Annotated in this window: 9 protein-coding genes and 1 tRNA gene; 7 read left to right on the forward strand and 3 right to left on the reverse strand. The window is 44.7% G+C overall.

The genetic code is table 11. The features are described 5' to 3' along the window. From carB to ABEW32_RS04570, 5 genes are all read left to right on the forward strand, one after another. Positions 1 to 3,216, forward strand: a complete 3,216-nt coding sequence (gene carB, locus ABEW32_RS04550; protein WP_430185102.1) for a carbamoyl-phosphate synthase large subunit — start codon at positions 1 to 3, stop codon at positions 3,214 to 3,216. Between the two features lie 65 nt (positions 3,217 to 3,281). Beyond that, positions 3,282 to 4,076 carry an orotidine-5'-phosphate decarboxylase gene (gene pyrF, locus ABEW32_RS04555; protein WP_430185104.1) on the forward strand — a complete coding sequence of 265 codons (795 nt, stop codon included), beginning with the start codon at positions 3,282 to 3,284 and terminating at the stop codon, positions 4,074 to 4,076. After that, positions 4,073 to 4,714 carry an orotate phosphoribosyltransferase gene (gene pyrE, locus ABEW32_RS04560; protein ID WP_430185106.1) on the forward strand — a complete coding sequence of 214 codons (642 nt, stop codon included), beginning with the start codon at positions 4,073 to 4,075 and terminating at the stop codon, positions 4,712 to 4,714. Before pyrF ends, pyrE begins: the two co-directional genes overlap by 4 nt. 148 nt (positions 4,715 to 4,862) lie before the next feature. Then, complete coding sequence (locus ABEW32_RS04565; protein ID WP_010345444.1) at positions 4,863 to 5,027, forward strand: hypothetical protein; 165 nt, start codon at positions 4,863 to 4,865, stop codon at positions 5,025 to 5,027. 109 nt (positions 5,028 to 5,136) lie between these two features. Further along, a tRNA-Ile gene (locus tag ABEW32_RS04570) sits at positions 5,137 to 5,210 on the forward strand. 226 nt (positions 5,211 to 5,436) lie between these two features. Here ABEW32_RS04570 and ABEW32_RS04575 read toward each other — a convergent pair. Together ABEW32_RS04575 and ABEW32_RS04580 are read right to left on the reverse strand one after the other, a co-directional pair. Beyond that, positions 5,437 to 5,769 carry a hypothetical protein gene (locus ABEW32_RS04575; RefSeq protein ID WP_430185108.1) on the reverse strand — a complete coding sequence of 111 codons (333 nt, stop codon included), beginning with the start codon at positions 5,767 to 5,769 and terminating at the stop codon, positions 5,437 to 5,439. A 289-nt stretch (positions 5,770 to 6,058) separates the two neighbouring features. Beyond that, entirely contained in the window at positions 6,059 to 7,555 is a 1,497-nt protein-coding gene (locus ABEW32_RS04580; protein ID WP_430185110.1) for a GDSL-type esterase/lipase family protein, read from the reverse strand. A 165-nt stretch (positions 7,556 to 7,720) separates the two neighbouring features. Here ABEW32_RS04580 and ABEW32_RS04585 point away from each other — a divergent pair, with 165 nt between their 5' ends. Beyond that, entirely contained in the window at positions 7,721 to 9,985 is a 2,265-nt protein-coding gene (locus ABEW32_RS04585) for a helix-turn-helix transcriptional regulator (RefSeq protein ID WP_430185112.1), read from the forward strand. Here ABEW32_RS04585 and ABEW32_RS04590 read toward each other — a convergent pair. Further along, complete coding sequence (locus ABEW32_RS04590) at positions 9,982 to 10,881, reverse strand: carbohydrate ABC transporter permease (RefSeq protein WP_165079609.1); 900 nt, start codon at positions 10,879 to 10,881, stop codon at positions 9,982 to 9,984. The two genes, ABEW32_RS04585 and ABEW32_RS04590, sit on opposite strands and share 4 nt — an antisense overlap. A gap of 272 nt (positions 10,882 to 11,153) precedes the next feature. On the opposite strand from ABEW32_RS04590, the gene ABEW32_RS04595 reads away from it, so the two are divergent. Further along, the gene (locus tag ABEW32_RS04595) at positions 11,154 to 12,119 is read left to right on the forward strand and encodes an ABC transporter permease (RefSeq protein ID WP_430185114.1); all 966 of its coding nucleotides are present in this window, start codon (positions 11,154 to 11,156) and stop codon (positions 12,117 to 12,119) included. The last annotated feature ends 7 nt before the right edge of the window (positions 12,120 to 12,126 follow it).

Below are 12,126 nucleotides of genomic sequence, written 5' to 3' on the forward strand. Positions count from 1 at the left end.
ATGCCGAAAAATACAGAACTTAAAAAAATACTCGTGATTGGTTCCGGTCCTATCGTCATTGGTCAGGCAGCAGAATTCGATTACGCTGGTACACAAGCTTGTCAAGCGCTCAAGGAAGAAGGCGTCGAGGTAGTACTGATCAATAGTAATCCGGCAACCATCATGACAGATACCAATATGGCAGATAAAGTATACATCGAGCCGATTACACTGGACTTTGTAACACAGATTATTCGCCAGGAGCGTCCAGATGGTCTACTTCCTACGTTGGGAGGACAGACAGGTCTGAACATGGCAGTAGAACTGGCACGCGCTGGGGTGTTGGAGCGCGAAAACGTTAAGCTGCTGGGAACTCAACTGAATTCAATTGAAAAAGCCGAAGACCGTGACTTGTTCCGCGACCTGATGCGTGAGTTGGAACAGCCAGTACCGGAGAGTGTAATTGTAACGACACTGGAAGAATCGCTGGAATTTGCTAACGAAATCGGTTATCCCATTATCGTTCGCCCGGCTTATACGCTGGGAGGTACAGGCGGTGGGATCTGTGCTACAGAAGAAGAATTGCGTGAAACAGTAAGCTCTGGCTTGCGTTACAGTCCAATCGGACAATGCTTGGTTGAAAAAAGTATCGCAGGTATGAAGGAAGTCGAGTATGAAGTCATGCGTGACGGTAATGACAACTGTATCGTGGTCTGCAATATGGAAAACTTCGATCCGGTCGGCGTGCACACTGGTGACAGTATCGTGGTAGCACCGAGCCAGACGCTGTCAGATCGTGAGTATCAAATGCTGCGTTCCGCTTCACTGAAAATTATCCGCGCCCTCAATATCGAAGGCGGCTGTAATGTACAGTTTGCGCTGGACCCGCATAGCTATCAATACTACGTGATTGAGGTCAACCCACGGGTGAGTCGTTCCTCGGCATTGGCTTCCAAGGCGACTGGGTATCCGATTGCCAAAATGGCTGCCAAAATTGCACTAGGCTACACACTGGATGAAATTGTGAATCCGGTAACGGGACAAACATATGCTTGCTTTGAGCCGACATTGGATTACATCGTGAGTAAAATACCACGCTGGCCATTTGATAAGTTCATTTCTGCCAACCGCAAACTTGGCACTCAAATGAAAGCAACTGGTGAAGTTATGGCCATCGGACGTACATTTGAAGAGTCTATCCATAAAGCGGTTCGTTCTCTGGAGATTGGTGTGCATCGCCTGCATCTCAAGGACGCCGATCAACTATCTGATGAAGTGCTCAAGGATCGCCTGAGTAAAGCAGATGATGAACGCTTGTTCTTGGTAGCCGAAGCATTCCGTCGTGGCTGGAAGCAACAGGATATTCAGGATATAACCAAAATCGATTGGTGGTTCCTTGATAAGATAGAGGGAATTGTCAGATTCGAAGCCACGATCGCAGAAGAGTCTGAGCTAACTTATGAAACCCTCTATCAGGCCAAACGAAAAGGATTTACTGACCGCTCCATCGCCGAGCTTCGCAGTATGGGTCAACGCAAGAGTATGACAACCGAACCCGAGGTTCGTGAATTCCGTCTAAATCAAAACCTGCGTCCTGTCTACAAAATGGTAGATACGTGCGCGGCCGAGTTTGAAGCCACAACGCCGTACTACTACTCCTCTTATGAGGTGGAAAACGAAGTGATTCCATCTAACAAAGAGAAAGTCATCGTACTCGGCTCAGGACCCATCCGAATCGGGCAGGGGATTGAATTTGACTACTCTACTGTGCATGCGGTGTGGGCTATTCAAAAAGCGGGTTACGAAGCGGTAATTATTAATAACAATCCGGAGACTGTATCTACAGACTTTAACACATCTGACCGTCTCTACTTTGAGCCACTTTTCTTCGAAGATGTAATGAATGTTATCGAGCAGGAAAAACCAATTGGCGTCATCGTCCAGTTCGGTGGTCAAACAGCGATTAACCTCGCAGCTCCACTTAGCGCGGCAGGCGTGAATATTTTGGGTACGAGTCTGGAAAGTATCGATGAAGCAGAAGACCGGAAAAAGTTCGAACAGCTTCTGTCTCGCCTTGCTATCGCACAGCCTAAAGGCAATACGGTCACTTCGGTAGATGAAGCGGTAGGAACTGCCCAAGCATTGGGCTATCCGGTTCTGGTACGTCCATCCTACGTCCTGGGCGGGCGTGCTATGGAAATTGTGTATTCAGATACGGAATTGCTGCGGTACATGGAAGAAGCGGTTAAAATCAATCCGGAACACCCTGTGCTCATCGACCGTTATATGCTGGGCAAAGAAGTTGAGGTTGACGCCATCTGTGACGGTGAAACAGTCTTGGTACCTGGGATTATGGAACATGTGGAACGGGCAGGGGTTCACTCAGGTGACTCGATCGCAGTGTATCCGCCACAACACTTGTCTGACGAGCTGAAGCAAAAAATCGTGGGTATTACGATCAGCATCGCCAAGGAATTGAAAACGATTGGTCTGGTAAACATTCAGTTCGTCATTCATCAGGATGAGGTGTATGTCATCGAGGTTAACCCTCGTTCCTCACGGACGGTTCCTTTCCTGAGCAAAGTAACGAATATTCCGATGGCAAACCTGGCGACACAGGCCATTTTGGGCGGTAAGCTCAAAGATGCAGGCTATACGGAAGGACTATGGCCTGAAAGTAATTATGTCTCGGTTAAGGTTCCTGTATTCTCCTTTGCCAAGCTGCGTCGTGTAGAGCCGACACTGGGTCCTGAAATGAAATCTACAGGTGAAGTTATGGGACGCGATATCCAGTACGCCAAAGCATTATACAAGGGACTGGTAGGCGCAGGTATGAAAATTCCATCTACTGGGGCGATCATCATCACAGTAGCGGATAAGGATAAGGAAGAAGCGGTCGAGCTGATGCAGGGCTTTTATAGACTGGGCTACAAAATTATTGCTACAGGTGGAACGGCAGCTGCATTGGAACAGGCCAACATTCCAGTGAACACAGTTAACAAGCTAAGTGAGGGCAATCCGAATATTTTGGATATGATCCGCACTGGTGAAGCCAACTTTGTCTTCAATACACTGACCAAAGGCAAAACTCCAGAGCGTGACGGGTTCCGCATTCGACGTGAAGCGGTGGAGAATGGTGTTGTCTGCATGACCTCGCTGGATACAGTGCGCGCCTTGTTGAAAATGCTGGAGACGATCAACTTTACATCAGAATCGATGCCAGTGCTGAGCAACTAACGAGTTAGAATAGATAGAAAAAATAGTTAGTAATGGGGAGGACATTCATCAGCATTTGCTGGCGGATGTCCTTTATCACGGGCAAATTTACCCGAAGTAATGTGAAAAGGGGATGTAGAACGGTGAACGAAGCATTTCAGCAGATGGCAGGACGGCTGATGGTTGCGCTAGATTACCCGGATGCACAACAGGCTGAGCAGTTAATTCGACAGTTAGAGGGAATTCCTTGTTATATAAAAGTGGGTATGCAGTTGTTTTATAGCGCGGGACCAGCTTTTGTAGAGCAATTAAAATCAAGAGGATACTCCGTATTCCTAGATTTGAAAATGCATGATATCCCCAACACGGTACGGGGAGGGGCGGAGAGTATTACCCGCTTAGGGGTGGATATGTTCAATGTACACGCTGCCGGAGGCCGCAGTATGATGTCGGCTGCCAGAGCCGGAGCCGAAGCAGCCATTTCCGCGGACAACTCACTTGCCATGCCGCTCATTATTGCAGTCACACAGCTGACCAGCACGGATCAGACGACCATGAATACAGAGTTGGGCATTCCGGGCACGGTGCAGGATGCTGTCGTTCGTTATGCACAATTGACACGTGAGGCTGGACTGGATGGTGTGGTAGCATCCCCATTAGAAGTGCCTGCGATTCGTGCGGTATGCGGATCTGACTTTAAAACCATCACCCCGGGCATACGTCCGGCAGGCAGCGCTACAGGTGATCAGTCGCGTGTGCTTACACCCGGACAAGCGATTGCCCAAGGCAGCAGCTATATCGTCGTTGGACGGCCGATCACGGCGGCACCAGACCCACGCGAAGCAGCAAAACATATTATTGAGGAGATGATACAAGTATGACTACATTAAACAATATACCAGAGCAAATCGCATCCCATCTGTTACGCATTCAGGCGGTGGCACTGCGTCCACAGCAGCCTTTTACATGGACATCAGGTATTAAATCCCCTATCTACTGTGACAACCGCCTGACTATGTCCTACCCGGAGGTGCGTGAACTGATCGCAGACTCTTTTGCGGCGCTCATTCGTGAACAATACCCTGAGACTGAAGTTATTGCCGGTACAGCCACAGCAGGGATTCCTCATGCCGCCTGGGTGGCACAAAAGCTAAATCTGCCAATGGCTTATGTCAGAGACAAAGCCAAAGGACACGGGAAGGAAAACCAAATCGAAGGCCGTATCAGCGCCGGACAAAAGGTTATGATTATCGAGGACCTCATCTCTACCGGGGGAAGCTCCATTAAAGCAGCCCAGGCTGTAGAGCAAGCAGGCGCTGAGCCGTTAGCTGTACTGGCTATTTTCAGCTACCAGCTGGATAAAGCCACCCAAGCTTTCGAAGAAGCAGGAGTGAAGCTGCAAACCTTGTCCAATTACACCGCCTTGATGGAGGTTGCCTTGCGTGAGGGGACCATTCAGCAGGAAGAAATGGAACTGCTGCGTTCCTGGCGCCAGGACCCAGCTTCCTTCGGCAAATAAGGCTGAGTACTAGAGACAACGGAGCTAATAAGTTGTGCGCCACAGACTCATTGCCATCCAGTGCAAATTGTTAGAAATCAAGCTGTGTAAATCGAATTCGATCCGGTTACACTAACTCCTACTATACATGTGAAAAGAGGGAGTTCGGATGTATTGGGTTTACTATGGCAGACTGTACACGACTAAATTTCAGGCAGGGTGTTTGGCAAAAAGGCTGGAGCACGACGGCTGGATGTATGGCTACAATGATCCCCGCGCAGTGGAGGTGTACCGCTCGCGCAAAGGTCGTTATGGTGTCCGATTCATCCCATAGGTTTATAAAAGAAAATTTCAAAAAACTATTGACGAAACACAAGAAAATGTTGTATATTAATTAACGTTGCTGTTACAAATCTGTAACGTGAATATACATATTTTTTTGAGGGCCCTTAGCTCAGTTGGTTAGAGCGCACCCCTGATAAGGGTGAGGTCGGTGGTTCGAGTCCACTAGGGCCCATTTCCTCAAAAACCCTTGCATAGCAAGGGTTTTTTGTTGTTTTCAACCTCTTTTTAATCTTATTGATTGGCGAAGAGAGGGGTGACCCCAGCCCGTCTTTTTTTATAGGTCTCCGAGTCATTAATTTTGAAGTATCTCATAATACATCAGTATAGCTAGTAGGAATTTAGGTCTAATCAAAAAAGCACTGCTCGAATAAATGAACAGTGCTTTTTTAATGCTTTTTTTAGTTTACCTTAACGGTATATACCATTCTCAATTTACTGTTACCGGCGTAAATCTCAACTCTTGCATTCGTTGCAGTGGTGGTGGTTACTACGCCGGAAGCGGAGACGGTGACATTTCCGCTCGCCACTTTATAAGTATCCCCGGGATAATTTGACAACGCATAGGAATAATTACGTGGCAACGTAGCCGTTCTGTAGTATACTCCGTTAACTTGTACAATAGGTGTAATTTCTGGAGAAGGGCCTACTGCTGCGGACGCACTAGGAACAATAATACTTCCAATGAGTCCCAAAGACATAGCTGTTGATAATAATATTTTCTTAGTATTCATAAAAAAATCCTCCTTATGTATGATATGAGCTCCTAAAATATACCATATGAAATTATTAATTTCACTTTATTCGACAAATGTTGTCAAAAAAATACAATAAAACGATTCTAAAGTCCTATAAGATACAAAATAATTAAAATATGACAATTAAAGAAATTCATTTTAATAAACTGTATTTTTAAGCTATTCTCTATAGCTGGGCCATCTTTGTATAACACAAAATAAAAACGGACGCCGGAGTGATTCGTCCGAGGTCCGTTTTTCGTATGTGCATGTATGGCACTTAATATCAGTTGATAAGTTGGTGCGCAAGCCTCTCACTGCTGTCCAGGTTCCTTTGAACCATATGGTGTTTTAATGCAGACAGCTCCGTACTTTGACGGATCGCTTCTGCCACCAACTGGGCGATCTTCCTAGCGCCCTCGTCAGAAAAATGGGTATTATCGGCTACACCAGCTGGGTAATTAGGGTGCGTTTTTTCAGGCAAATGCATAAATAGAAGCTTAGACTCTTTTTCGCCCATGGAACGATAAAGCTGCTGTGATGCTTCGAAAATATCGAGCAACGGTGTCTGGGTTTCCTTGGCTACTTGTCTCATGGCAGCGGGATAGGCTCCTACGGCCAGCGGATCAGGTTCACCGTTTGCGGTAAAGCGGCGGCGGCTTACAGAGGTTAACAGCACTGGAATTCCGCCACGTTCCCGAGCGGACTGAATGTATTGAATTAAGTTTAATCGGTACTCTCCATCAGGATCGGTGTAGCGCGTGGGGTCTTCTTTTTTCTCGTCATTATGTCCAAATTGAATAAACAAATAATCGCCAGCTTGAATATCTTTTTCAATATCAGCTAATCGCCCTTCTGCTATAAAAGATTTGGTGCTTCGTCCGTTGACGGCACGATTATCCACATGAACAGTAGAGTCCAAATGAGCTTGCAAATGTTCGCCCCAGCCTGTCATCGGTTTTTCGGTTGCTCCTTTTTGAGCTGCAGTAGAGTCCCCTGCGATAAACAGTCGAGTTGTCATCTGCTGTCTTGCCTGCGCATATCCATGTTTTTGTAGCCATGTTTCCGCCAGGTCGAGCCATTGTCGGCATTCAAGGTTGTCCTCAGACAGTCCCAATCCGTGTCGTCCTTCCTCAAATACATGCAGTTCAAACGGAATACGCTCTCTGGATAATGAGAAAGCGAACAACAGGCTATTTTCTACTGGTACAGCGCCATCATTGGCCGTTGTCCACATAAAAGTCGGAGGTGTCTGTGTAGTCACTTGCCGATCGGATGAAAAGGCTTGAAGCTGCTCCGGGGTCGGCTGTCCCCCTAAAAAGTGCGTACGGCTTCCAAGATGTGTATAAGGTTCATGAAATGAAATGACAGGGTATCCCAGCATCAGAAGATTTGGTTTTTCCACTCCAATTGTGGAGACAATGGAGGCCAGGTGACCGCCAGCTGAAAAACCGATGAGACCCACTTGATCAGGGATCACTTGCCAGTCATGTGGTGCTTGGCGAATCCATTGCAGGGCATGCTCTACATCCTCCAACAAGGAGGTAATCTCGAAATCGCCAACCTGATACTCCAGCACACCCGCATGAATACCTAACTCATTTAACCACCGGGCGATCGGCTCTCCTTCATGTGAGGCCAAGTGCTCGTAGCCACCGCCAGGTAACACCAATACAAAAGGACGGGCTTCACGGGCTGCTACGGGATAGAGGGAGAGAAAGGAAGTGTCTAACGGAAATTCTTCTTTTACAATCTGTTCTTGAGAACTAACGACATGTAACATAAGAGACCTCCAAATTTCTTTTTAACTGCCGCAAACCAAACTAAATCAACTTAAATTGGAATGATACGGATGTAAAAAACTATGCACACGTGAAAAAAATGATTTAAACCTTGTTATGAAAGCGCTATAATTTGGTGTGATACCAAGAACCAAAGGGGGAGCGCAATGAAAAAAGGAAGAATGTTCTACACTATTTTTATTACGATTCTGGTTTTGGGAATAGGATTAGTGGCCAGCTTCGGCAGCTACATCTATTTTACAACAATTAGCTCCGTTGTGGAGAGAGTTTCCAATACCAAGCAAAGCTACATGGCGCAGATCAGAAATAGCCTGGAACAGAAAATCCAAACGATAGAGTACGCTTTCAATACGTATAGCACGACCTCTTCCTTTAATGAAGTTGTCAAAAATCCCATTACAGAAAAAGATTTTGTAGCGTACCGGAATGTGAATACCCAGCTCAATTATATTGCTACGATGGGATTAGAAGGAACGGAGTATTCACTGATCAGCCTAAATCAGAATTGGAGAATCTCCAATGGAAGCCTGTCTTATTTGACGAAAACGGAACGAGAACAGCTGATTAGTACCTATATCGACAACCAGGATAAGGGGCTTTTCTGGATTAAAACAGATAAAGGAATCCGTTTTGTGAATACCTTGCCTGTGTTTTCCAAAAAGAAGCAGGCCATTGCGTTATCTGATATTTCGTCACAGACGTTAAGTCATACCATTCAAACAGAGGATCATATGCCTGTGTTTATTTTGAATAACAAAGGCGACTTAATGTACGAAACGGAGCCTGCGACTCCCTTATTGTCAGCTCAGCAGCTTCAGCACATTTCACAAGTTACAGCTAAATCAGACAATACAGGCATGCTTACATTGGAGAAAACGAAGCAACAGCCTGCGCGGCAAATCATTTATGCTAAATCTGCTTACAACAATTGGACTTACTTAACGGTATTAGATAAAAAAGAGATTGCAAACGCGTTTCAAACGACCAAATTTGGGATTATCATGATGGGCCTTGTATTAACGCTTTTAATTGTCGTGGTGGCATACATCATTGCCATTTACTTTACCAAGCCATTCCAGCAAATAAAACGCAGCTTACCAAAAAATCCTAATTTAGCTTTCAAAAATGAACCTTCTAAAAATGAAATAGAGTGGATTATTAATTCCATCGACAACATTGTAACGGAGAAGGAAAGCTTGGAAAGTCTCATTCAGTCCGAAATGCCACAGTTGGAAACGCAATTGATTCTCAACCTGTTTCGTAAACGTATTTCCGCAGAGGAATTGGCACGAAAAATGCCACGTTTGGGGTACCCGCAGCAGATCGAGAATCAAATGTACATTACCTTGTTGGTTCAACTGGATAATCTGGGAGATCGAGAACCTTCGGATAAGGATGTTTTACTGCTGGCTATTAACAAAATTGTAGAAGAAACGATTCCAGAGCAGCAACGTATGCTTCCCATCATTTTGAACGACAACACCCAGGCTACCATATTAATTTTGGCAGGTAAGAGTGCACAGGAAATGAGAAAGCAAGTGCTGGATCATGCGACCCTTTTGATTCAGAATGTAAAAGAGTATTTGCATGTATCCATCAGCATCGGTATTAGCACAGCGTATGATAACTTGTTAGAAAGCAAAGAAGCTTGTGAGATGAGCAAGCAAGCATTGCATCACCGTTTAAACCTAGGTAAAGAGTCGATTATTTTTTATGAAGATATTTCCATGGTCATTTCAGGTCCGGTGCTGCTTCACTATCCTGCGGAATTGGAATCCAAACTGTTTGATGCCATCCGCATAGGAGATGAAGAGCAGGTCTATCATACCGTACACTCCTTATTGGCGGAAATGATGACAAAGAACAACCATTCCATGAACTTTGAAGTGCTGCTGGTACGGTTTGTGAATAACCTTATCCAATTAGAGCAGCTATTAGGGATTGAAGTGCTGCTAACGCAAGACAATCATGCCTTGTATCACCGTTTGCTGGATATCCGTAACCCGGAGGAGATAGAACGCATGCTGCTAGAGCAGGTTATTTTCCCCATGGTAAAAAGCATGAAGGAGAAGACCAACCAGCAATTCCGCTGTCTCTCTGAGAAAATTGCCACAATTATCCGAGCTGAATATGACCAGGAATTATCATTAGAACTTATTGGAGATCGACTGCATTACAATCCCAATTATTTAAGCAGTATTTTCAAAAAAGAATACGGAACGACGTTTAGTGAATATCTGATGGGCTATCGCCTGCAAATGAGCAAGAAATGGCTCGTTGAGACGGATATGACGATTAAAGAAATCGCCGAGCGGCTGCAATATCATAATTCACAAAACTTTATCCGCTCTTTTCGGAAAAAAGAACAGGTTACACCAGGGGCTTATCGAAAGATGAAGCAAGCCAATTAACCTTTAACGGCCCCCAACAAGGCTCCTTTGACAAAGTGCTTTTGCACAAATGGATACACGATTAACATCGGAACGGTCGCTATAACAATGACCGCCATCTTAATCGTCTGCGCAGGCGGGATGACATCTACCGCAGTTCCTTCTGCCTGCATACCACTGGAGACGATAACAATTTGGCGAAGTAACACTTGAATTGGCCATTTGGCTGAGTCATTGATATAGAGAATGGCGTGCATATAAGTATTCCAATAGGCAACAGCGTAGAATAAAGAAATGGTTGCAATAGAAGGCAGGGCTAATGGCAACATAATTTTAAAGAAGATACCAAAATCGTTGCACCCGTCCATCTTGGCCGATTCCTCCAAATCATCCGGCAATGCCTGAAAAAAGTTACGCATGATAATCAGGTTAAATGCATTAATAGCCACGGGCAGAATCAAGGACCAATACGAATTGATCAGCCCCATGCTTTTGACCACGAGGAATGTCGGAATCATCCCCCCACTAAACAACATAGAAAACACAACAATGAAGTTAATCGTATTACGGCCAAGTAGATATTTTCGGGATAATCCATAAGCCATAAAAGCGGTAAAAATCATACTTACAACTGTACCCACGATCGTTACTCCGACCGAAACCCCAAGTCCTCTAAAAATGGTTGGAGTGGATAGGATATAGCGATAAGCATCCAGGGAAAAAGTTACAGGGAATAAAATGAACTTCTTGGCCACTACTTCCTCAGTTGAAGCAAATGAGCTGGCGATGATATTCAAAAAAGGTAAGAGACAAGTGAGGGCAATGAGAATCAAAAGTGTACTGTTTACAATGTTGAAAATACGACTGCCCAGTGATTCTTTTTTTCGTAATTTTGGTTTGATTAATGGTTGTTCCAATGTGGGTGACCTCCTTGTAATCGTTTACATTTAAACCTTATCAAGAGCAATGAATTCCGTATATAATCAAATCTTGAGGTGTTCTCTAAGCGTAGAAAAAAGAGGATGATCATTAAGTTGTGTAGTAATCATTAGCTAAGGTGAAAAGGCTGTAAAGCAGGCTGTTCGCCTATTTTTGTAAACGCTATCATTTGATGATTATATGCGGAATGCTGAAAATAACGTACTCTTGAAAGCGTATACAGGAACGTTTGAAGGAGGTCGAACTACTAATGAAAGTTTCAAGTGTCCCCGCACCAAACATGAAGATGAAAATGAAAAAGAACAAAAGAACGACGGAAAGCCTTTTACGAATGCAAAAACACAAGCTGCTCTATCTGATGGTTTTACCCGGGTTGGTGTACTTCATTATTTTCAAGTACTTCCCAATGGGAGGATTGGTAATTGCATTTCAGGATTATCAAGCTTTTCAGGGAATCACAGGCAGTCCATGGGTAGGAATGAAGCATTTTATTCGTTTGTTTACTGAGCCTACATTTTTTATGTTGCTTCGCAATACGCTGGTTTTATTTGCACTGAATATTGTAATCTTTTTTCCATTGCCCATCATATTGGCGCTTATGCTGAACGAGGTTAGGAAGATGTTTTTCAAAAACATTATTCAAACCATTATCTACATTCCGCATTTTATGTCATGGGTTATCATCGTTTCGATTTCTTATGTATTCCTGACGGTGGACGGCGGTGTGCTGAATGAAATGATTGCCGCACTAGGCGGTGAGAAGATCAGCTTCTTAACATCACCGCAGTGGCTGCGAACGGTCTATATCGGGCAGGTGATCTGGAAGGAACTCGGCTGGTCTACCATCATTTATTTATCTGCAATTACAGTGGTGGACACACAATTGTATGAGGCAGCAGAGATGGACGGCGCTGGACGCTTGCGAAAGACATGGCACGTTACGTTGCCAGCGATCCGCCCGGTTATTATTACTTTGTTAATTTTGAAAATCGGTAGCACGCTGGATTTGGGCTTTGAGCATATGTATCTACTATTGAACTCATTAAACCGCGAGGTTGCCGAAATCTTTGACACCTATATTTATACTGCGGGCTTAAAGAATGGACAATTAAGTTTCAGTACGACAGTAGGACTTTTTAAAGGTGTAGTAGGCTTAATTCTGATTATGTTCTCCAATCGACTCGCTAAGAAATTTGGTGAAGACGGCGTTTACTAATGACGAC

Origin of the sequence: Paenibacillus jamilae, from assembly GCF_050482105.1 — a bacterium.
GTDB lineage: Bacteria > Bacillota > Bacilli > Paenibacillales > Paenibacillaceae > Paenibacillus > Paenibacillus jamilae_B.